At 55.6% G+C, this 21844-nt stretch carries 19 protein-coding genes and 1 pseudogene; 9 read left to right on the forward strand and 11 right to left on the reverse strand.

The annotated features are described in order from the left end of the window. The first annotated feature begins 73 nt into the window (after nucleotides 1-73). Complete coding sequence (locus ACYZT7_RS10235) at nucleotides 74-808, forward strand: hypothetical protein (RefSeq protein WP_462040921.1); 735 nt, start codon at nucleotides 74-76, stop codon at nucleotides 806-808. A gap of 88 nt (nucleotides 809-896) precedes the next feature. On the opposite strand, the gene ACYZT7_RS10240 is transcribed toward ACYZT7_RS10235, so the two are convergent. Beyond that, nucleotides 897-1526, reverse strand: coding sequence for a tyrosine-type recombinase/integrase (locus tag ACYZT7_RS10240; RefSeq protein ID WP_462040922.1), 630 nt, complete (start codon nucleotides 1524-1526; stop codon nucleotides 897-899). A gap of 232 nt (nucleotides 1527-1758) precedes the next feature. Between ACYZT7_RS10240 and ACYZT7_RS10245 the strand changes: the two genes are divergently transcribed. Together ACYZT7_RS10245 and ACYZT7_RS10250 are read left to right on the forward strand one after the other, a co-directional pair. Beyond that, nucleotides 1759-2736 carry an IS5 family transposase gene (locus ACYZT7_RS10245; RefSeq protein ID WP_462039262.1) on the forward strand — a complete coding sequence of 326 codons (978 nt, stop codon included), beginning with the start codon at nucleotides 1759-1761 and terminating at the stop codon, nucleotides 2734-2736. A gap of 490 nt (nucleotides 2737-3226) precedes the next feature. Beyond that, the gene (locus tag ACYZT7_RS10250) at nucleotides 3227-3730 is read left to right on the forward strand and encodes a hypothetical protein (RefSeq protein WP_462040923.1); all 504 of its coding nucleotides are present in this window, start codon (nucleotides 3227-3229) and stop codon (nucleotides 3728-3730) included. Between the two features lie 260 nt (nucleotides 3731-3990). Here the strand turns inward: ACYZT7_RS10250 and ACYZT7_RS10255 are convergent, their stop codons facing one another. Further along, nucleotides 3991-4488 carry a GIY-YIG nuclease family protein gene (locus ACYZT7_RS10255; RefSeq protein ID WP_462040924.1) on the reverse strand — a complete coding sequence of 166 codons (498 nt, stop codon included), beginning with the start codon at nucleotides 4486-4488 and terminating at the stop codon, nucleotides 3991-3993. Nucleotides 4489-4798: 310 nt separating this feature from the next. Here ACYZT7_RS10255 and ACYZT7_RS10260 point away from each other — a divergent pair, with 310 nt between their 5' ends. Beyond that, a complete protein-coding gene (locus tag ACYZT7_RS10260) occupies nucleotides 4799-5239 on the forward strand; it encodes a hypothetical protein (RefSeq protein WP_462040925.1) in 441 nt (146 codons plus the stop codon). Between the two features lie 953 nt (nucleotides 5240-6192). Here ACYZT7_RS10260 and alr read toward each other — a convergent pair. From alr to ACYZT7_RS10295, 7 genes are all read right to left on the reverse strand, one after another. Continuing rightward, nucleotides 6193-7422, reverse strand: a complete 1230-nt coding sequence (gene alr, locus ACYZT7_RS10265) for an alanine racemase (RefSeq protein WP_462040926.1) — start codon at nucleotides 7420-7422, stop codon at nucleotides 6193-6195. An 868-nt stretch (nucleotides 7423-8290) separates the two neighbouring features. Then, nucleotides 8291-8452: a hypothetical protein gene (locus ACYZT7_RS10270; RefSeq protein ID WP_462040927.1), complete on the reverse strand. Its 162-nt coding sequence runs from the start codon at nucleotides 8450-8452 to the stop codon at nucleotides 8291-8293. Between the two features lie 134 nt (nucleotides 8453-8586). Beyond that, nucleotides 8587-8775, reverse strand: a complete 189-nt coding sequence (locus tag ACYZT7_RS10275; RefSeq protein ID WP_462041898.1) for a hypothetical protein — start codon at nucleotides 8773-8775, stop codon at nucleotides 8587-8589. A 337-nt stretch (nucleotides 8776-9112) separates the two neighbouring features. After that, entirely contained in the window at nucleotides 9113-10258 is a 1146-nt protein-coding gene (gene argE / locus ACYZT7_RS10280; RefSeq protein ID WP_462040928.1) for an acetylornithine deacetylase, read from the reverse strand. After that, nucleotides 10255-10932, reverse strand: coding sequence for a DUF1028 domain-containing protein (locus ACYZT7_RS10285; protein WP_462040929.1), 678 nt, complete (start codon nucleotides 10930-10932; stop codon nucleotides 10255-10257). Before ACYZT7_RS10285 ends, argE begins: the two co-directional genes overlap by 4 nt. An 11-nt stretch (nucleotides 10933-10943) precedes the next feature. After that, nucleotides 10944-11354, reverse strand: coding sequence for a RidA family protein (locus tag ACYZT7_RS10290; RefSeq protein ID WP_223513339.1), 411 nt, complete (start codon nucleotides 11352-11354; stop codon nucleotides 10944-10946). Between the two features lie 23 nt (nucleotides 11355-11377). Beyond that, nucleotides 11378-12709 carry a flavin-containing monooxygenase gene (locus tag ACYZT7_RS10295; RefSeq protein WP_462040930.1) on the reverse strand — a complete coding sequence of 444 codons (1332 nt, stop codon included), beginning with the start codon at nucleotides 12707-12709 and terminating at the stop codon, nucleotides 11378-11380. 114 nt (nucleotides 12710-12823) lie between these two features. Between ACYZT7_RS10295 and ACYZT7_RS10300 the strand changes: the two genes are divergently transcribed. The 4 genes from ACYZT7_RS10300 (at nucleotide 12824) to ACYZT7_RS10315 (ending at nucleotide 18447) form a co-directional block, all read left to right on the forward strand. Then, nucleotides 12824-13702, forward strand: coding sequence for a response regulator transcription factor (locus ACYZT7_RS10300; RefSeq protein ID WP_462040931.1), 879 nt, complete (start codon nucleotides 12824-12826; stop codon nucleotides 13700-13702). 30 nt (nucleotides 13703-13732) lie between these two features. Beyond that, nucleotides 13733-15115 carry an aspartate aminotransferase family protein gene (locus tag ACYZT7_RS10305; RefSeq protein WP_462040932.1) on the forward strand — a complete coding sequence of 461 codons (1383 nt, stop codon included), beginning with the start codon at nucleotides 13733-13735 and terminating at the stop codon, nucleotides 15113-15115. A gap of 151 nt (nucleotides 15116-15266) precedes the next feature. Beyond that, nucleotides 15267-16646 carry an APC family permease gene (locus ACYZT7_RS10310; RefSeq protein ID WP_462041767.1) on the forward strand — a complete coding sequence of 460 codons (1380 nt, stop codon included), beginning with the start codon at nucleotides 15267-15269 and terminating at the stop codon, nucleotides 16644-16646. A gap of 310 nt (nucleotides 16647-16956) precedes the next feature. Then, a complete protein-coding gene (locus ACYZT7_RS10315; RefSeq protein ID WP_462040933.1) occupies nucleotides 16957-18447 on the forward strand; it encodes an aldehyde dehydrogenase in 1491 nt (496 codons plus the stop codon). Nucleotides 18448-18555: 108 nt separating this feature from the next. On the opposite strand, the pseudogene ACYZT7_RS10320 reads toward ACYZT7_RS10315, so the two are convergent. Continuing rightward, nucleotides 18556-18852: pseudogene (locus ACYZT7_RS10320) on the reverse strand (IS3 family transposase); the annotation flags it as partial. A 1486-nt stretch (nucleotides 18853-20338) separates the two neighbouring features. On the opposite strand from ACYZT7_RS10320, the gene ACYZT7_RS10325 reads away from it, so the two are divergent. Continuing rightward, nucleotides 20339-20617 carry a con-10 family general stress protein gene (locus ACYZT7_RS10325; protein ID WP_462040934.1) on the forward strand — a complete coding sequence of 93 codons (279 nt, stop codon included), beginning with the start codon at nucleotides 20339-20341 and terminating at the stop codon, nucleotides 20615-20617. A gap of 6 nt (nucleotides 20618-20623) precedes the next feature. Here ACYZT7_RS10325 and ACYZT7_RS10330 read toward each other — a convergent pair whose 3' ends face one another. Beyond that, complete coding sequence (locus ACYZT7_RS10330) at nucleotides 20624-21670, reverse strand: substrate-binding domain-containing protein (protein ID WP_462040935.1); 1047 nt, start codon at nucleotides 21668-21670, stop codon at nucleotides 20624-20626. Nucleotides 21671-21844 lie beyond the last annotated feature (174 nt).

Raw genomic sequence — 21844 nt, forward strand, 5'->3', positions numbered from 1 at the left:
GACAGGCTACAATTGGCAAAAAACACTGCTTTATAGAGGCTGAAACCTGCCTACAGCTTGAAGGCGATTCACAATGCTCAAAATGGACTCTGAACTTGACACGCTCGTCAAACCAGTGGTGGATGCTATCCATGATGTAAAGCCGGTTTGTGTCGAGGCCGAATTGATCAGCGTGGCTGACGGCAGTGTTGTCTTTCTTTCTCCAGATTCGATGGCCACGGCCTTGCGCGCAGACCAACCTTCACTTGTCTTCCGTAGCAGCAGGGCGCTGGATGTCCACGAGTTGATTCGCTCAGAAATCCTCGAAGCAGGAGGACGAGAGACATTACTTAACAGTCGGAATGTTACCGCACCGACCATCGGAGAGTGCTTTTCCATGATTCCTGATCACATGAAAGCACGGGATGGAAAACAGTATCGGGTGACCTATGCGTACGCTGGCCAGGGCTTAACGCGTTACTGCGCTGTCAACACAGACTGGTACGACGATCTGATCAATCTGCTCGTTGAGTTCATAGCCGGGCACGAAAACCGATTTGAAGAGCTAGCGGCGAACGAGGCAGTCAAGCTCGATGCACTCTTCAAGGAGTTGGCCATCGAGATTGCCAATGATGGGCGATTTGTCCAAGCCAGGGGGCTCAGGAAGAAAGGCTTGCTCGTAGAGGCCGTTTGGGGGGACAGAATTCCGCGCGACGCGCAGTCTCGGCTCATGCGCCTGGCCCAGGGTGAAGATCTTCAGGACTGGAATTTCACGCATGTAGTCCGACAGGCCAACGATATCGTGGACCAGCGACAAATGCTGGAGTAAACGGCCGCTTTCGACCATTTGGCGCTAGTTTTAATGTCAGCTTTGGGTCGGATAGCGACGGTCTAGCATCGACCGTCGCTATAGATGGTCAGACTTCCGTCTGTTCCGTCTGTTCCGCCATTTCCAGGGCATCATCGACCTCGATTCCCAGGTATCTGACCGTGCTTTCAAGCTTCGTATGACCAAGCAGGAGTTGGACAGCTCTCAGGTTCTTTGTCCTGCGATAGATTAGCGATGCCTTGGTTCTCCGTAGCGTGTGAGTACCGTACATGGTTGGGTCAAGGCCAATGGCTGTCACCCACGCTTTGACTATTCGAGCGTATTGTCTGGTGGAGAGATGGTCTGAGTCGTGCAACCGGGTCGGAAACAAGAAGTCCTCGCTGCGGAGGCGGGCCTGATGCATCCAAGCCTCAAGAACCGTACGGGTTTGCTCAGTGATTTCAAATTGCACTGGGTGCTGAGTTTTCTGCTGCATCATGATGGCCCGTGACGACACATGTTCTCCATGGGCTATATCTCGTACTCGCAGCTTGGTTAAGTCACAGGCACGCAGCTTGCTGTCGATAGCCAAGTTGAAGAGAGCCAGATCCCGTGTCTTCTCCGCGAGCTGGAGTCTGACCCGGATGGCCCAGATATCTCTGACTCTAAGCGGGGCTTTCTGGCCGACTAACTTTCCCTTGTTCCAAGGCTGATGGCTGTATGTAGCAATAGTGTTCATGGTGGCGTCCTCCACGTCTGGGGAGGACAGGGTGGATCAGGCACAGTGCGCCGTTGTCGCTATTCGACCCATAGCAGCCCGTCGTGGAATGCAGCAATCGGCTGTCGCAAGGGCTCCAAGCGAGCCAAAGCTGCCGATAGCGACAGGCAGAAAACTGCTTAAGGAAACTCTGAAGAAGACTTCCAAATCTGGTGAAATACCCGCCTGACACGAACACGACGGTTGAGTCCCGATGAAACAGATGTCCTTCGCCGATGCCGAGTATGCCGGCAAACGTAAGCAGACCCGCCGCGAGCGCTTCTTGATCGAGATGGATCAGGTGGTGCCCTGGAAGGGCTTGGTTAATTTGATCGAGCCGCATTATCCAAAGGGCGAAGGGGGCCGTCCGGCGTATCCATTGATGGCCATGTTGCGGGTTCACTTGATGCAAAACTGGTTCGGCTACAGCGATCCGGCGATGGAAGAAGCGCTCTATGAGACTACAATTTTGCGCCAGTTTTCGGGGCTGCACCTGGATCGGATCCCCGATGAAACCACGATCCTCAACTTCCGGCGTCTGCTGGAAAAACATGAGTTGGCCGGTGGGATTTTGCAGGTCATCAACGGTTATCTTGGCGACCGAGGGTTGATGCTACGTCAGGGCACGGTGGTCGATGCGACGATCATTCACGCGCCGAGTTCGACCAAGAACAAGGACAGTAAACGCGATCCCGAAATGCACCAAACCAAGAAAGGGAATCAGTATTTTTTTGGTATGAAAGCGCACATCGGCGTCGATGCCGAATCCGGCTTGGTGCATAGCCTGGTGGGCACGGCGGCCAATGTGGCGGACGTGACGCAGGTCGATCAGTTGCTGCACGGTGAGGAAACTTACGTGTGTGGCGACGCCGGTTACACCGGCGTGGACAAACGTCCCGAGCATCAGGATCGCAAGATGATCTGGTCGATTGCCGCCCGACCAAGCAGCTATAAAAAGCACGCAAAAAAGAGCCTGATCGGGCGCATGCGACGCAAGATCGAATACGCGAAAGCGCAGGTGCGGGCCAAGGTTGAGCATCCGTTTCGCGTGATCAAGCGCCAGTTTGGTTATACGAAAGTGCGCTTTCGTGGCTTGTCGAAAAACATCGCTCAACAGACAACCTTGTTCGCTTTGTCGAATCTGTGGATGGTGCGAAAACGGTTGATGGGGATGGGCGAGGTGCGTCTGTAATGCGGGCTAATCGCCCTGAAACAGCGCGATCAGAGGAAAGAACCGTGAATTAAGGACAAGAAGGGCTGTTTTTCGACCGATTCATTTTTTTTGAACCTCAAGTAGTGAAGGCATCAAAAATCGGTGGGTACTTCAGACCTTCCTTAAGAGGGCTTCTCGTTGATCCGCATCCATACGTTAAGAGGTTTCGAAGAACGTCTCCATTACGAAGATGTTATAGTAGAGTGCCAGTTCATTCTGAGATTGCCCCCCAATAAACAGCCTTTCAGAACAATTTAAACATCCAATTAGCAAAGGGATTTCTGCAAGCATGAGCTTCCGAGTTATAGTTTACATACTCTGCGCAACTATTAGCTGTGGCATCGCGAGAGCAGGAGATTCCTTTTCGGAAAATGAATCCGATAAGTGGGTGGGCCGGCTAACCATACACTCTAGTATTGAGGGGCAGTCCTCATCTTCACTTCTTTCAAATTATCTTGGTCACAGTTGGTTGAGTTATGAATCTCTCGACGGCCGAACAAAATGGACTGCAGGTACGTGGAACGAAGGAATTCCTGTAGGTAAGCGTACATCTAGAAAAGGGCTTAACATCGACCTTGAAAATGGCCGGCACCCCAATACATATCGCACCACCATTATAACAACGCATCAACTGCATAAGCTTTCAGATTCAATAAAAAATCATGACGCATGGAGCCTTCAAGAGAACTGCTCATACTTTGCAAGCACTGTTTGGAACGAGGTAACAGGAGAGCATTTAGAAAACTGGTCTGAGAATCAAAATAGGGAGCTTAAAAATTTAATATTGGGGGAGGCTTTCGGATCGCGAAGAATTCCCCTACCAAGCCCGGCAGGGTTGTTCGACAGTATATTTATGAAGAATGGTCATTATTTTAGTAATGACGGCGATAAAATTCGGCACCACTATGAAGACACTAACTCCGCCAACACATTATTACCCAAGATCGTAGAATTACATCCCGTTGAAAATTAATCTGAACCATCCTAAGGTGCAAGTCTATGCTTCAGCAGGCCGATGCAGCCCTTAGTGACGTGCAGAAAACGGCTAATTTAAGCCCGTCGTGACGGGCTGAAAGTGACCATAACTGCCTTTCGTGGACGACAGTTAACGGCCGATTGCTGTCTGTCGTGATAGGTGGGCTCACGGCCGAAAGCGGTCAAATACGATTGTCTGCTGATGATCCAATTTTGTTAGCCCGTCCCAACGAGCGACTTGGAACGCCAGTTAGGTGTCTATCCAATTTGTCTGTTGAAAGCTGGCAATGTACCGTGCCGTTTTTTGTGGGCCGTATGTAGATACACCTCAATGAGGGATACCACTACAGGGTCAGAGACCGTAATTACTGCAATCCGTGCTTCGCCGCTTTGAACGTGGGGCATTTGATTTTTGGCTTGCTCAAGCCCAGTGAACCGGTGATTGGGAAAGGTTCGTCTTCCGTCTTCTCGGATGCTTGGCGTCTTAACATGGTCCCAAACCCTATGGTGCAGGTTGTTCTTGGTTGCTTTTCCGATGTAGAGGATTTCCCCCTCAGGAGAGCCAAAAAAGTACACACCGCTCTTGCAACCAACTCCATCGCCAGTTACGAGCATTCCTTTGTTGGTTGGGTCCGACCAGTCGCCGATGGCGGGATTAGCGTCACCAAAGGCGAGTTCTATTTCGACCTTGTCGAATATCGCAGGCATGGCGTGGGCCAGATCCATTACTAAGATGAATGCTTCTTTAAAGTCCAATTTACCCCTCAGCTTCCAATCAGTTTATTTGGTCGACGGGAATAATACGTCACGACGGCAAGTCCATTTGGTTACAGTGTTCGACTTGTGGCGAGGGTAACGCGGGGCGTGAAGGAAAAGCAATTGGGTCAGCGGTCGCATTCTCGTACCAGGGTGAAAAGTGAAAGTCCGCTTCTGGCCGATTTTTGCCTGTCGCGACCGGCTGAAACCGACCCATATCGGACAAGGATTATGTAAAGCGAACTCAATTGACATCGATTAATATCCGCATCGTCTTTTCAACAATGCTGACTTCAAACGAAGGAGTTCCATGACAAGGATGGCCGCAGTTTTCATTTTACTGAGTTGCATGACTTCGACATCGGTATTGGGTGCTTCTGGTTGCCCGTTTCCGGAGGGAATGCAGGCGTCGATCGGCGCATCGAAGCAGGTTATTGGGGCGAGGCAGGCGGGCGTCGCTAAGGACGATCTACTCACCAGGATTTCCCCCGAGGCCAACACGCAGATGTCCCAGATGCTGAAGAGTATCGTCGACGAGGTTTACGATCATCAGGCTCTACAGCCCGAGGTGTATGCCGCCTATCGATTCGAGCACTGCTTCGTTTCGCAGCAATACGCTGAAAAGGTGGCGGCGATGAAGTTTGCCGATGCTTACCCGCTGCTGAAGAAATGCGAACAGCTTAACCCGGAAGGAGCGCGACCTCCCTGTGCGATGCGTGTAGTGCATACGGTGACGGGGATTCCCGAATAATCGATCCGGAGTATTCGATCCATCGACGAGTACGCGGGAACGAATTTTGTGTTGATACAGCACGTGCCCTGAAGCTGAGAACGGGTCGTCGCATCCTGTCTTAATCCGTATTGAACGTCCGCTTCTGGCCCAGAGTGTGTAAAAACGTTTTTCAGCGCGATTGGCGCCCAGGGCTGAAAATCGCGTTACTACGCAAAATCCAGGTCTGCCAACCAGCCGATAAACTTCAGATTTTACATAGAAGCGTAGACTTCAATTTTGACTAAGCGTTTTTACACACTCTGGGCCGATTGCTGACTGTCACCAAGGGCTGCAATCGGCCCAAAGTTGACGCTGGTGACAGGCAGAAAACGACCCAGGCTGTGTGAAAACGCACGAATCGTTTTGAAGTCTGCGTTGCTGCGTAAAATCTGCCAGTGTTTGGTTAGTCAGCAGACCTAAAATTTACGTAGGAACGCGATTTTCGTTCCGATTCTGACTGCCGAACGTGCTCTAAAACGTTTTCACACAGCCTGGACCCAAAGCGGCCTTTCCCGCTGAAGGCTAGCAGTCTGACTCAGTGTGCTAGGTTCGTGATTTTATGAATGGGGTGGTTAGGCTGAAGCACAACAGCCTCTCTGTGTAGGCCCGAACACTGATGGACGTTTCGCTTGATCCATGTGTAACGGCGTTTCCTAGCAGGTTTGATTTTTCTTTTGAGCGAGGTGGTGGGAATTTGTCCAGATGGTGCCGGACTAGGCTGTTCAACGCCATGGCGCAGTAGTGAATATCTCAGGCAACTGCGCCGTCACCGGCGATACGTTGAGTCAGCGCGGAAAAAAACATAATGGTCACCTTCCGACAAGAGAAAGCGACCTCTCTCCTGTCGGCCCCAGCCATACATTTGAGCTTTTCCGCGCTCGGCAAAACTGTGCCCGAATGAGCGCGCCCTGTAATTTACGATGGTGGTGGGATTACTTCTCGACCAGTATTTTCGGGTTGGCACTGCCCCAGACGGTGTAGAGGTCGGCCAGAAGCGCGCCGTTGATCTCTTCGACTTCAGCCTGGCTGACTTCGCTTGCGCCTTGCTTGCCAAACAGCACCACTTCATCACCTGCCTTGACGTCGGGTGCATCCGAGACATCGACCATCACGGTGTTCATCGAAACCTTGCCCACCACCGGCACGCGATGACCATTGATCAATACCACGCCTTTATTGGTGAACACGCGGCGATACCCATCGGAGTAACCGGCCGTGATGTTGGCAAGTTTCGAATCACGTGTCAGGGTGAAGGTGCGGTCATAACCCACTGTGTTTCCAGCGGGATAGCTATTGACCGAGGCCACATGCGACTTGAATTGCATCACGCGCCGATATTCAGTGCGCGAAATGACGGTATCGCCAAACAACGCGCCCCCTGTGCGCACCATGTCCAGGCGCGATTCGGGTACTTCCAGGGTGGCGAAGGAGTTGGCCGCGTGCAGGGTGATTTTCTTGCGATCGAGCTGGGCCACGTCCATCAGCCAGGCCGCTTGTTCGTTGAAGGTTGCCAGGCCCTTGCGTACGTCGTCCTTATCCTCCACCGCGAAATGGGTCATGATCGCGACCACTTCCAGATTCGGTACCTTTGTGATTGCCACGGCGTCTTTCTTGCCCTGTTCGGTGGCCATTTCCACGCCGTTACGGCTCATGCCGCTTGAGTTGAGGCTGATGTGCACCTGCAGTTTGCGACCGTGTTTATGTGCAAGATCGGCCGCCTGGCAGGCGAAATCGAGGTTGCCAACCAGTTCCTCGACGTTGTACTGCAGAGCATTTTCCAGCTCACCCGGGGAGGCGGTGCGAACACGGATTAACTGGCCTTTAAAGCCGCTTTGGCGAACCACTCGCGCCTCTTCGTTACTGGCGACTGCCACACACGGTACACCCAGCGCGATCACCGAAGGCATCACCAGCCCGATACCATGACCATAAGCGTCGGCCTTCAGTACCGCACAGAGTTTCGACTTGCCGGCCAGCTCCGCTTGCAGGGTACGGATATTGTGCTCTAACCCGGTCTTGTTGATTTCAATCCAGGCATTACTGATTTGCGCAGTCAGCTCGGAGTTGCCGTTAGTGAGCGACAGCGGCGGCGCCGCCTGGGCCTGGCTCTGCAAAAAAATCAGGCCGAGGGACAACGCTAGAACAGTACGGGTAAAGGGCATTTGAAACTCTCCGTGTAATCGGTCTTTTTGTTATTGCCGATTATTGGAAGGCGATGTAAGTTTTCGTTGTATGCCGGGTTCGAAGATGTAAAAAGAAGTAAGGAGTTTGTTCGCGCTCACCTTGGCCCTAAGCGATGGCATCAGGAATGTGTGTTACCTGGATGGCTACCCTCTAAGCTTATGTCGAGTTACGACGCAGGCAATGGACCGAATCGCTTTTGGAGCTGCTGATCTTCATCGGCGTTACGGTGTGAGATCGCGGATGACCGCTTCTGGCCGAGGCTGTGTAAAAACGTTTTTCAGCGCGATTGGAGCCCAGTGTTGGACTGAAAATCGCGTTTCTACGCAAAATCCAGATCGGCTGAGCAGCCGTTAATTTTCAGATTCCGCATAGACGCGCAAACTTCAATTTTGACGAAGCGTTTTTACACACTCTGGGCCGATAGGTGCCTGTTACGATCGACTGCGATCCACTCAAAATTTACAGCCGTTTGCGACTCGAGCCTTTGGCCTGGGCGTCAGCGCATGTAAATACGCGGTCATGGCCGCGATCGACTAATGCGCGAAGCTAGCGATGTCTAGCAAAAATCGCTAGACATCGCTAGACCTTCCTGTATTTGGTAGGCCAACTCATTGGGCTCATGGCCCATGTACAGCACCATCACGTTCACGGTGGCCGGGCCTTCGTGGGCTTAGGGCATGGCTGGAGTTCCTTCTCGGCGAATTGGCGATCTGTGCGTCAAACCAGAGAGTCGGGTCTCGGTGAACCAGCCTCTGGGGTTATGGTTTCCGCGCCGCAAAAAACTAGCCCCCTCAACGGATCAAAGTGTAGGGGCCTGTTCAACATAAACGCCGTTATGGATAGTCGCTATTTGCCGTCGTTGTAGCCAGCGTCGTAGGCATCCCACAAGGCATCTGGCGTATCGTCGTCGCCGTTCCAGTTCGTGCCTGGCTCATTACCTTCACAGGCATCAGCATACCCGTCCGCATAGTAAAGCCCTTCTACATCATCCTCGCCTGGATTGCTCATGCCTTTACCTCGTTGGTGGATTGCTCTACTCAAAATATCAAGCGCGAGCAGTATTTTCACTAGCGCCCAGGTTGGGGGTCCTTTCAGATGGAAAAGTTTTTCCAGTTAGGGGTAGAGTTTTTCCGATAGCGGCGTCAGTGATGAACCGGCGGCGTCACATCGCCCAGAACCGTCAACAATACCTCAAGACTGTCGACCGCCTGTTGCAGCCCTGTTAACGCTTGGCCCCGGGTATGAATCGCGCCGGCCTCAATGCTGGACAGCGTCATCAGCACAGCTAGCGTCATCTTGATGAACGCCTCATTACGGTCGATTGTGGTCAAGGCGCCGCGCACATTATCAGCGACATCAACTGATCCGCGCTGCTCAACCGTATGCGATCCATGAAGCACACCTACCGTCAGATGCGCTTCCCGTTTACCGTGGCATTTCCGGTGAGCAGTTCCACGGCAGCAATGCTTCATAGTCGGTGCAGTTATTTGTCGACTACTGCCGCGAAGAACTCGTGCGACTATTGGGCTAAACCCAGGATTAAAAATGTGGGAGGGGGGCTTGCTCCCGATAGCATTGTGACAGTCAACTTATGCATCGACTGAACCACTGCAATCGGGAGCAAGCCCCCTCCCACATTTGATTTTTGGTGTCTGGTAGATAGGCGGCTCAGGCGCGGATTGATTCCAGCATCCGCAGTAGCATCGCATCACACCCCGCTAATTGCGCCACACTCACAAACTCATCCGGCTTATGCCCCTGGTCCATGCTCCCGGGCCCGCACACCACCGTGGGAATGCCCGCAGCATCGAACAACCCGCCTTCAGTACCAAACGCTACCGTGCCAAATTCCCGCGAACCGGAAAACGCCGCGATCAATTCTGCCGCCTGGCTGCGTTCGTCGGTGACCAAGCCTGGGTAAGCGGACAACTCGGTAAAACGAATCGCACTCTGGCGACTGACTGCCTGCATGCGCGGCAGCACTTTTTGCATGGCATAAGCCTGCAACTCCTCAGCTACCTCACCCGGATCCTGCGACGGCAAGGCACGAATCTCAAAATCAAACCGACAATCTGCCGGCACGATATTCAGCGCCTTGCCGCCACTGATCACCCCGGTCTGCACCGTGCTGAATGGTGGATCGAAACGCGCATCTTGGGTGTCCCGCAGGCGTTGCCCGATTCTTCCCAATTCACCAATCAACTCCGTCGCATGCTCGATGGCGTTCACCCCATACGGCGCATAGGCCGAGTGACATGCCTCGCCATGCACATCACAGCGCATGGCCAACTTGCCCTTATGGCCGAGCACCGGCTTGAGCTCGGTCGGTTCACCGATAATGCACAGCATCGGCTTCACCGGCCGCTGCTCAATCACCTTGAGCAACGAACGCACACCGAGGCAGCCGACTTCTTCGTCGTACGACAGGGCGATATGCACCGGGATCCGCAGCGGCGCCTTCACCAATGCCGGCACCAGCGCCAGCACACAGGCTATATAGCCCTTCATGTCTGCCGTGCCCCGGCCAAACAGCTTGCCGTCGCGCTCAGTTAGCTCGAATGGCGGTACCGTCCATGGCTGCCCATCCACCGGCACTACATCGGTATGCCCTGAAAGTGCGATGCCCGGCAATTCCACCGGGCCGATGCTGGCAAACAGATTGGCCTTGCTTCGCTCTTCGTTGTAGACCAGTTCGCTGGCCACACCGAAACCCGCCAAGTAATCGTGCACAAACTCGATCAGATGCAGGTTGGATTCGCGGCTGGTGGTATCAAACCCCACCAGCGTCTGCAGCAGTTCGCGGCTGCTGCTCATCGGTCATCACCGGCCACGCCGTAGCCCGGGGAGCGATCGGGGGCGAGGGCGCGGTCGATGTAGTCTTGAACTTGCGGGCGGTAGGCGTCCCATAGGCTTTGAAGGTCACCGATAGGATTCTCGTCGGCCCAATCCACTCGCAGGTTGATGATCGGCCATGTCAGCTCACCGACCACCACCAGCGCAGCAGAGTGCACCGGACCGGCCTCGCCGCCAGCAGCGATGGCCGCATGCATCGCGGCCAGCAGGCGATCGGCCAACTGGCCTTCGCCTTGCTCGAAAGTACTGACCATCGCCTCGATCACCCCGCGGTCGGCGAGCATGTTGCCCGCCGCCACGCACTGCTCGCCCGACACCGCATTATGGGTGCCGAGGGTTTCGCTGCCGCTGAAATGCACGGCGCGCCCCAGGTGATCAATCGCCGTCAGCTGTCGGTATTGGCTGTAGCCATTGCTGGTCAGGGCCTTGTCAAGCGCTTCGGCCGGGGCGAGGCCCTGTTCCAGCAGGTCGAGCACGTCAGGACCCAGGGCCGGCAAGGTGATGTTCTGGGTCGACACCGCGCCCACACCAGGGCGCAGCCATGGGCAACGGGCACCCACGGCGATGCTTGATGAACTGATGGCAATGCCCAGCTGGTCAGTGTCCGCACACCGGGCCACGATTGAAAAGGTCATGGGAAGCCTCCTTACTCCGGGATAACCGCGATTACATCGATTTCCATCAACCACTGCGGCTGACCCAGGGCCGACACCACCAGCCCGGTGGAGATCGGGAACACACCCTTGAGCCATTTGCCGACTTCCTGGTACACCGGCTCGCGGTAGCGCGGGTCAATCAGGTAGGTGGTGGTTTTGACGATATGGCTCAGGTCGCTGCCGGCTTCTTCCAGCAGTTGCTTGACGTTCTTCATCGCCTGTTCGGTCTGGGCGCGTGGGTCGCCGAGGCCAATCAGGTTACCCTCGAAATCAGTGCCCACCTGGCCGCGCACATACACGGTATTGCCGGCGCGTACGGCCTGGCACAGGTCGTTGTCCAGGGTTTGGTTAGGGTAGGTTTCCTTGGTGTTGAACATACGGATACGAGTGTGAGTAGGCATCAAAAAACTCCGGAAAATAGGGATCAGGCGTTGACAGGGGACTGACGAACCACCGGGGCGGCGTCGCGGTACTCAAGGTATTGGCGCTGAATGGCGATATGGTCGGCGACGTACTTGGCGTCGTGCCACACGCCCCAGATAAACGACGAGCCACGGCGCGACTGCCACGGCAAACCGAGGAAATAGATCCCGGATTCGCTGGAGACGCCGCGCTGATGCTGGGGCTTGCCGGCGGCGTCAAACGCATCGACCTTCAGCCAGCTGTAGTCCACGGCAAACCCAGTGGCCCAGATGATCGAGGTGATGCCGGCTTTGTCGAGGTCCAGTCCCAGAATCGGGTTCTTGATACAGTCGGCGTTGGGAAACACGCGACGGGCTTCAGGCTCCAGCGGCAAGTCCAGGCCGTTGCGCTCCACGTAGGCGTCGGCCGCATCCAGCAAGGCCAGGTAGTTTTCATCGCCACGCGCCAGGTTTTCCACCAGGTTGGGCTGGAAGCTGGCGAGGTTGCCGCTGAAGGATTGCGTGAGGCCAACCAGGGTCATGCCTTGCTGGGCGAGCTCACGGAAATCGATTGTCTTGCCGCCGTGTGCACCGCTCACTGCAATGGTTACGTGCTCACGACCGGGTTTCATCGCCGCTTGGTCCCACTCGCCCAACACCCCCAGCCACCAGCAGAAATCCCGGTTGCGATAGGCGCGGGGCGGGCGGTCGTGGGCGCCGACCGACAGGTACACCTGGCGTCCGGAACGTTGCAACTCATCGGCGATCTGCACACCGGAAGAGCCTGCACCGACCACCAGCACGGCACCGGCCGGCAGTTGGGCAGGGTTGCGATAATCGGCAGAGTGGATCTGATGCAGCGCCGAGTCTTCAGGTGCAATCGGCGGAATCACCGGTTTCTGGAACGGCCCGGTGGCTGCCACTACGCGGTTGGCTTCGATCACGCCTTCGCTGGTGTGCACGGTAAAGCCTGGGCGGCCGACATTACGCACCACCGAGAGTACATCCACGCCGGTACGGATCGGCGCATTGAACTTGCGGGCATAAGCTTCAAAGTAATCGGCGACGCGTTCTTTGGGGGCGAAGCCATCGGCGGCGACGTCATCGAATTCCAGGCTTGGAAAACGGTCATGCCAGGCCGGACCGTTAGCCACCAACGAATCCCAGCGCCCGGTGCGCCAGCGCTCGGCAATGCGGCTGCGCTCCAGCACCAGATGCGGCACGCCTTGTTTGCTCAGGTGCTCACTCATGGCCACGCCAGCCTGACCGGCTCCCACTACCAGGGTGTCTGTTTTTGTTATTGCTTCAGTCATGTGTCTGTCCTTGCGTAATGCAGTTGGATTCAGTTCGTGCATGACTTCAAGGCTAGGGGGAGGGGGGCTATTAATAAAATATTATTAAGCTGGGAAGTGAGCATAAATATCGGATGCAGGCTCACCCTATAGGGTGATTTCGATGGTTTCCCGGGTATGGGACCATCTCTAACGTTCTTTCAGCGAGTCTTCGAAGTGGAAAAAGATCGGCTTTCTTCTGCGCAATGGTTTGAACAGATCGCTAAGGTAACCGAGAGCATCGGGCAAGCGGGCTTCGCCGCAACTTTGTTCGAGGCCCTCGGTTGTATCTGGCCGATCCAAGCCACCACGCTCTACCTGTATCCGCACGGTGGCATGCCCAGCGCATTATTTGAATTGGAAGGCCCATGGCTGCCGCAGGGTAATGTGCGTCAGTACCTGTCGGGCTTCTATTTGCTCGATCCGTTTTACGGCGCGTGCGTAGAGGGCGTCGGCTCCGGGTGTTACGACCTTGCCGATGTCGCCCCCGATCATTTCGAGCTCAGCGAGTACTTCCAGTCGTTTTACCGACATTCGCACCTGGAGGATGAGTTGAACTACATCCTGCAGTCCAACAACGGGTTGAGTCTGGCGGTATCACTGGCATTTACGCAGAAGCTGGACGCGGCCACCACCCAACAATTCAAGCGTATAGCACCCTGGGTGCTGGCGGTGTTGGGCAAACACTTCGTTGGTCTGGAAGCGCAGGGTTCCCGCTTTGAAAGCCTGCTGGAGCAGCGTATTCACTCGGCGCTGAACAATTTTGGCTCGTCGATCCTGACCGAGCGCGAATGTCGTATCGCCCAATTGATCTTGCGTGGGCACTCCACCCGCTCGCTTGCCGAGCGCCTGGGTGTATCGGAAGACACAATCAAATCTCACCGCAAACACATCTACAGCAAGCTCGATATCGGTGCGCAATCGGAACTGTTTTCGCTGTTCATCGATTCGTTGGCCGAGGCACAGGGCGTGCTGAGCAAGGACCCCCTTGAAAGCTACATGAACAAGATCCGCTGAGCGGATGACGACTAACAAGAGAGAAAAAACATGAACCTACCATTCGAACCCAAACGCCGGACCCAGGACTATCAGAAGTCCGACGCGGCCCACCACATCCACGCGTTTCTGGATCAAAAGGCGCTGAATGCCGAAGGCCCGCGCGTGATGGTGCGTGGTGAGGGCCTGTATCTGTGGGACAGTGAAGGTAAGCGCTACCTGGACGGCATGTCGGGTCTGTGGTGCACCCAGCTCGGTTATGGGCGAAAGGACCTAACCGCCGCCGCCGCCGCGCAGATGGACCAGTTGGCGTACTACAACATGTTCTTCCACACCACTCATCCGGCGGTGATTGAGCTGTCCGAGCTGCTGTTCAGCCTGCTCCCGGGCCACTACAGTCACGTGATCTACACCAACTCCGGCTCCGAAGCCAACGAGGTGTTGATCCGTACCGTTCGCCGCTACTGGCAAGTGGTCGGCCAACCCAAGAAAAAGATCATGATCGGTCGCTGGAATGGCTATCACGGCTCCACCCTGGCGGCTTCTGCGCTGGGCGGCATGAAGTTCATGCACGAGATGGGCGGCATGATTCCGGACGTGGCGCACATCGATGAGCCCTATTGGTACGCACAGGGCGGCGACTTGACTCCGGCCGAGTTCGGTCGTCGCTGCGCCCTGCAACTGGAAGAGAAGATTCTCGAACTGGGCGCCGAAAATGTTGCGGGCTTTATCGCGGAACCCTTCCAGGGCGCAGGCGGGATGATTTTCCCGCCGGAAAGCTACTGGCCGGAAATCCAGCGCATCTGCCGTCAATACGATGTGCTGCTGTGCGCCGATGAGGTGATTGGCGGTTTTGGTCGCACGGGCGAGTGGTTTGCCCACGAGTATTTCGGCTTCGAGCCCGACACCCTGTCGATCGCCAAGGGCCTGACCTCCGGATATATCCCCATGGGCGGCCTGGTGCTGAGCAAACGCATTGCGGATGCGCTGGTGGAGCGGGGCGGCGTGTTCGCCCACGGCCTGACCTATTCCGGGCACCCGGTCGCGGCGGCGGTTGCCCTCGCCAACCTCAAGGCGTTGCGTGATGAAGGCATTGTTCGCACGGTGAAGGAAGATACCGGGCCGTACTTGCAGCAGATCCTGCGTGAAGTGTTTGGCAGCCATCCGATGATCGGCGAGATCCAGGGAACCGGTCTGCTCGCGGCCATGCAGTTCGCCGAGGACAAAGACACACGCAAGCGCTTCGACAATGAAAATGACCTGGCCTGGCAGTGCCGCACCTTTGGTTTTGAAGAGGGTGTGATCATTCGCTCGACACTCGGCCGCATGATCATGGCGCCAGCACTGGTAGCAACGCGCGCGGAACTCGACGAACTGGTGGACAAGACCCGTATCGCGGTAGACCGCACCGCACGGATCGCGAGAAAGCTGTGAAGTGAGCGGTTTTCCACCCCCGCTCAAGGGTGGAGAATCGCATCGTTACATTGCCCTGCGTACACATAGGGCAGTCCACTTCTCAACGGATAACGGTATCGATTTCATCGGATACCGCGGCGTCCTGCATGCCCATTTCCAGGAGTCAGCAATGAATACAATAACAAACGTGGCCGATACTCCCTCCAATCATTCCCCATCGCAACCCACTTCATCGCGTAGGTTTCGACAGCCCCTGGGGCTCGTCGGACTGGTACTTTTCGGTCTGGCATACATGGTCCCGCTGGCGGTGTTTACAACCTATGGCCTCGTCACCCAGATGACCAAAGGGCACTTGCCCACCGCCTACCTGCTGACCCTTGTGGCCATGTTGCTGACCGCTTACAGCTATGGACGCATGGTCCAGGCGCACCCCTATTCAGGATCGGTTTATACCTATACGCGCAAGGCATTTGGCGCGTATTTCGGCTTTATTGCCGGTTGGACCTTGTTACTGGATTACATCTTCTTGCCGTTGCTCAGTTATCTGCTGATCGGCATCTACATGTCGGAATATTTTCCCGCTGTGCCTACCGCCGTGTGGGTGCTCGGTTCAATTGCGCTGGTCACCGTTCTAAATCTGGTCGGCATCGAGTCCATCACTCGGGTCAACTGGATACTTGTGGTTGCCCAGTTGGTCTTCATCGTTGTGTTCGTCGCGTTATCGCTTCACAACCTGAGTGGGCATTCCGCCCCGGTTTCGCTGCTCGCACCTTTCCATCATGAAGGTTTCAGCGTCCCGCTGATCATGGCGGGCGCTGCGGTGCTCTGCCTGTCGTTTCTTGGCTTCGATGCCGTGTCGACCATGGCCGAGGAAACACCCAACCCGCGAAGAACTATTCCGCTCGCCATTATGGTGGTGTCGTTGTTCGGGGGGCTGTTGTTTCTGCTGGTTTCGTATTTCGCCCAGATGGTGTTTCCGGAATGGAACAGTTTCGCCGACCCTGATTCAGCCTCAGTGGACGTGATGCGCCGCGTCGGCGGTGAACTGCTGGTGACCGCATTTACCGCGACCTATGTAGCGGGCTGTTTCGCTTCGGCAATGGTCTCCCAGGCGAGTGTCTCGCGCGTGTTGTTCGCTATGGGGCGCGATGGTGCATTGCCGAGCGTGTTCGGCAAGCTGGTCACGAAAAAGCGCGTGCCGGCCCCCGCGATCATGCTGGTCAGCCTGTTCTCGCTGATTGCCTTGTTTATCACCCTGGATACCGTCGCCAACATGATCAGCTTCGGCGCGCTCTTCGCGTTTTCGGCGGTGAACCTGGCGGTGATCAAGCATTACCTGGTCGACCAAAAACTGCGCGGCACACGCAACTACCTGATGTACGCGGCGCTGCCGGCCCTGGGGTTTCTCAGCACCATTTGGCTGTGGACGAGCCTTTCCGCTATGTCGTTCACGATTGGTCTGTGCTGGATGGGCTTGGGGCTGATTTGTTTGTTGGGTGTCACGCGTGGGTTCAGGGTGAAGATGCCGGACTTGCAGATGGCGGAGTGATACATCCCAAAACACGCAGGTTTTGACAACAGGTTATTGCGGTTTGAGTCGGCTCAATGACCTGTACCAAGCCGCAGCCCCTGAGTTGAAGGGGGAGGAAGTATTTACCTGAGCAGCAGCAAAAACCATGATTTCGCGATGGCCTGGCTCTGAACAAACGGTGGTTTGTCCCTCCTCATAGGTGCTCGAAAGGCTGGCCGCATCTGACCTGATTTTGTCTGGTAACAGTGCTTCCTGCCTCGATAGTTGCGCACCATCCATCCAGATCAATAACAACTGACCGTGTAGACGGTCAATGTGGGAGTACAACGTGTTCGACCTTAACTACTGGCAGCAGCGTGTTGCCCGCCAATCCTTCATCGACACCGCCTTGATCGGCGGCCAGCCAGTGTCGTCGATATCCGGAGCGACATTCGACGCCATCAACCCTGCGACCAATCAATTGCTCGCGCGTGTTGCCGCATGCGGCGAAGAAGACGTCAACCTGGCAGTGTGCTCCGCACGCCGGGCTTTCAATGCAGGCCCTTGGCGGCGTATGTCCCCCGGCGAGCGCAAGAAAATCCTGATCAAACTTTCCGAGTTGCTGATGGTGCACCGCGAAGAGCTGGCGCTGCTCGATTCGCTGAACATGGGCAAGCCGGTGATGGATGCCTACAACGTGGATGTGCCCGGCGCCGCCCACGTCTTCGCCTGGTACGGCGAAGCGCTCGACAAGGTTTACGATCAGGTCGCGCCTACCGCCCAGAATGCGTTGGCCACCATCACGCGGGAAGCCTTGGGGGTAGTTGCCGCAGTAGTGCCGTGGAACTTCCCGCTGGACATGGCTGCGTGGAAACTTGCGCCTGCATTGGCGGCCGGCAACAGCGTGGTACTCAAGCCCGCCGAGCAATCGCCATTTTCGGCCCTGCGTCTGGCTCAGCTTGCCTTGGAAGCAGGCATTCCAGAGGGCGTGCTGAACGTGGTACCGGGCTTGGGCGAGAGCGCCGGCAAGGCACTGGGGTTGCATCCGGACGTGGATTGTCTGGTGTTCACCGGCTCCACTCAGGTAGGCAAGTACTTTATGCAGTACTCGGCACAGTCCAACCTCAAGCAGGTCTGGCTGGAATGCGGCGGTAAGAGCCCGAACCTGGTGTTTGAAGACTGTCAGGATCTGGACCTGGCTGCGGAGAAGGCCGCCTTCGGTATTTTCTTCAACCAAGGTGAAGTGTGCTCGGCCAATTCACGTCTGTACGTGCAACGTTCCATCCATGACGAATTTGTTGAACGGCTGATCAGCAAGTCGCGTGCGTGGATGCCCGGTGATCCACTGAACCCTGGGAGCGCTGCTGGGGCAATCGTCGACAGTGAGCAAACCAGCCGAATTATGAAAGCGGTCGCAGAGGCACGTATTGACGGGGCCACGCTGCTGTCCGGTGGCGAGCAATTGAGCATCAATGGTTCTTCAAACTTCATTCAGCCGACGATCTTTGGTGACGTGACGAGCGGCATGCGCATTTCTCGGGATGAAGTGTTCGGTCCGGTTCTGGCGGTCAGCGCTTTTGACACTGAGGAAGAGGCGGTGCAGCAAGCCAATGACAGCATCTACGGACTGGCTGCGTCGGTGTGGAGCGATGATCTGAACCGCGCGCACCGTGTGGCCCGTGCCTTGAATGCCGGTACTGTCTCGGTCAACACCATCGACGCGCTGGATGTGTCGGTGCCGTTTGGCGGAGGCAAGCAGTCAGGCTTCGGTCGCGATCTATCGCTGCATTCGTTTGATAAATACACACAACTGAAAACCACCTGGTTTCAGTTGCGTTAAGTACGGATGTGAGCGGGTCGCATATCAGACAATATGCGACCGCTGATACCAAGGGCAGGCTCGATCAACACGGATCGGGCCGGCCATTATTGAATCGCCCCGGGTTTTCTAGACACTCTCCAAGCTCGCTGTGTAACGCTTTTCAAACTCTACCGGTGACAGCTGATTGTTGAAACTATGACGTCGTTTTGGGTTGTAAAACATTTCGATGTAATCGAATACATCACCACGAGCATCTTGCCGCGTGGTGTAGATTTTTCTCTTGATTCGTTCCCGTTTCAGCAGCTGGAAAAAACTCTCAGCTACGGCGTTGTCGTGACAGTTACCTCGACGGCTCATGCTAGCGACCAGGTTGTTGGCCTTTAAAAAGCTGCGCCAATCAGAGCTGCTGTACTGGGCGGATTCAACCGGTCGTAGGTGATGTCGGTGATCCAGACTTTGTTGGTCTCTCTGACAAGGTCGTGCTTGATTCATGGTGAGCCTCTCCCGCACCAGTGAGCGTATGCATCGCCAACATCCTCGACCTGATCCGACGGCCAGTAGGGCGAAATCAAAGCCGTGATCAGGTCACTGAGTTTTTGAAATAGCTCTAAAGAAGGTAGAAGACCGGGGGAGAAAAATGTTCACGAAAACGGGCAATTCTTTTCTGGCATAAAAACAGTACGCAGCTGGAATGGCTAAAGCTCTTCATATGGAGCTTGGTGGAACGCATCAGGCGAAAAAAACACTTATGCGCTGACGAGAGGACAGTTAAGAATTGGATGGCCGGAAACAATGGACCGAGAGGCGAGCATTTAGTAGCACTGGTCAAGCACTCTGACCTTGCCCTGGCTGCCTTTCTTGGAATGGCAGGGAGACCATTTGCGCTGAATGCATCAGAACTCCCGTTGCTTAGACAGAAGCTTCAGATGGCTATCGAGGGTATTGATTCGTGCCTAACGCATAGAGATTGAGCTTTGCCACCAGGCCGAAAACAAAAAGTTCTCACTTCTGTGAGGGGCCGCTTTTGGCCGACAGCAGCTGTTCGCGACCGGTTGAATCCACAGCCAGAAGCGGACGGTGGACACAGTGACGGCCAATAGGTAGCGTCATCGATGCTGCTTTCGAATCTAGAAGGCCATAGGGCGTGCCGTCACCCTTGTCGGGTTTCTCTCGGGGCGATGTCTCGTTCTTCGCAGCCACTTCTAACACACCACGAGAACATCGCTAAGATGAAGATCGCAAAAGTTCAGCACTACGTGCCGCAATTTCTAATGCGGAACTTCGGTAACTGAAAGAAAGACCAAGTTTGGGGCTATGATAAGTCCACTAACCAAGCTTTTCTTCGAATACAAAGAATCTTGCCAGTGAAAACCGGCTTTACGACTTTGAATATCAAGGCCAGCTGCTATCTATCGAGTCGTGCTCTCTGAGTTAGAAGGGCACGCTAAATTAGTGGTCAGCACGATCCTCGACGCTGACTTGCTTTTGTCCCTTTCGGATGAGCAAAAGCAAACCTCAGCTTTGTTCCTTGCAGTGCAACTCACCAGAACCAAGACCTTTCGCGAAGAGTGGAATGCGTTCCCGAGTATGCTGAGGGAACACTTCAAGCAGAATGGCGATCAAATCGTTCTAGGGTCGCAGGCCGATGAGTTTCTTCGCGATATCCCGGAAGCGATTCGAAAGAGCAGGCCACAAGGATTGTCTTCAGCGCGCCCTCAACTTACGCAAATCGCTTCCTTAGTAAGGATTGGGTACTTGCTGCGACATTAAGACAACATCCCTGCCTTCTAAGCGACAACGCGTCAGAACATGATTGAACGGGCTCACCGAGGGAATCTTGGACTGACGAACCCAGACATTGAAATTTACCTTCCACTTTCGCCCACCGGACAGCTAGAGGTGAATGGAAATGGCCAATACCGGAAAATACAATCCCGGCAATTTTGCCAATAACCGGGACAAGGCGTCTGAAGCTGGCAAGAAAGGCAGCCAGGCTTCGGGAGGCAATCAATCCAGCGACAAAGAGCGTATGTCGGGTGGCGGACAAGGCGGACGTGGCGGCAATTGCGCCGATGATCCGCAGAAATCCTCCGAAGCTGGCAAAAGGTGGAGAGCACAGTGGCGGCGGTGGTCGCAAATCCTGATGCTGCATGAGCCACTCAAGCCCCGACTGCCTGTCGGGGCTTGACTCGGCTCAAGGTTTTTTTTTGCGCGAACTCGCGCTCGATTCACGAACGACAAGCGTGGCCATGGGCGCATCAATGCGTTGACGTTGGCCGGTGTCGGACTCATTAATCTGTTCGAACAGCAACTCGATCGCCAGCGCAGCCACTTCTTCCAGGTGCATGTTCAATGCAGTCAGGGGCGGTGTACATTCCCGCGCACGAAAGCCGTCATAACGGGTCACCACCTTCACATCCTGCGGCACCTTCAAGCCTTTTTCGCTCAGCGCCTGCACCGCGCCAATCGCGAAAGCATCGACCGGCACGCACAAACCGTCCAGGTCCGGATGCTCGTCCAGCAATTGCACACACGCTGCAGCTCCGGCCGCTTCGCCACCCGCTTCGTCGGCGCGAACTATCGCCGGGGTCAGGCCATGGGTGGTGCAATAGGCGCGATACGCTTGCTCCATGTCCAAGTAGGAATGCCGGGATTGAATCCCGATCACCAAGCCGATCCGTTGAGCCCCCTGCTCGTGCAGGTGATCGAGCAGCAGGGCGCCCGCCGCTTCGCCATGCATGTCGATATACGGCAAGGTGAAACCGGCCTCGGGCTGGCGTCCGATCGATACCAGTTTCACCCCTCTTTTACGCAAGCGCGCGATGTGTGGGTCATTGGCGACCGGCTCGATGATCACTGCGCCGTCGATATCCAGCGTATCCAGCAAGGCCTTGGCCTCGTCCAGAGGCGGCACCAGCACCAGGGCCACTCCCCGACGCAGCGCAGCTTCCGTCGCGGTAGCCGCGATTTCCATCAAAAAGCCCAGGCGCGACGATCCTCCTGCTACGGCAAAGGGCATCGAGGACAGCAAGGCAATGGCATTGGCCCGCCCCGTGCGCAGGCGCTGGGCACGCAGATTGGGGCTATAGCCAAGACTGGCGGCGACTTCTTTGACTCGGGCGCGGGTCACCGGATCGACCTGGCCGCGGTCATTGAGCGCGTGGGAAACGGTGGTGCGCGACACGCCGGCAGCGTTGGCGACGTCGGCAATGGTAGGGCGGTGGTTGTCGTTGTTTGGCATCGGTTGGGGCAACTCAGTCAGCAATGCGCCGAGTTATACGCGCACCGAAGGTTCTCGGCCACTCAGTGTCATCGACGACGGATAGACCGTTGACAGCATTTCAGAACGGGACTACATTTCACCCAAATCGATTTGGGTCCATAACAAAATCGATTTGGCTTGGGATTTACCTAC

It is taken from the genome of Pseudomonas sp. RT4P38, assembly GCF_054897765.1.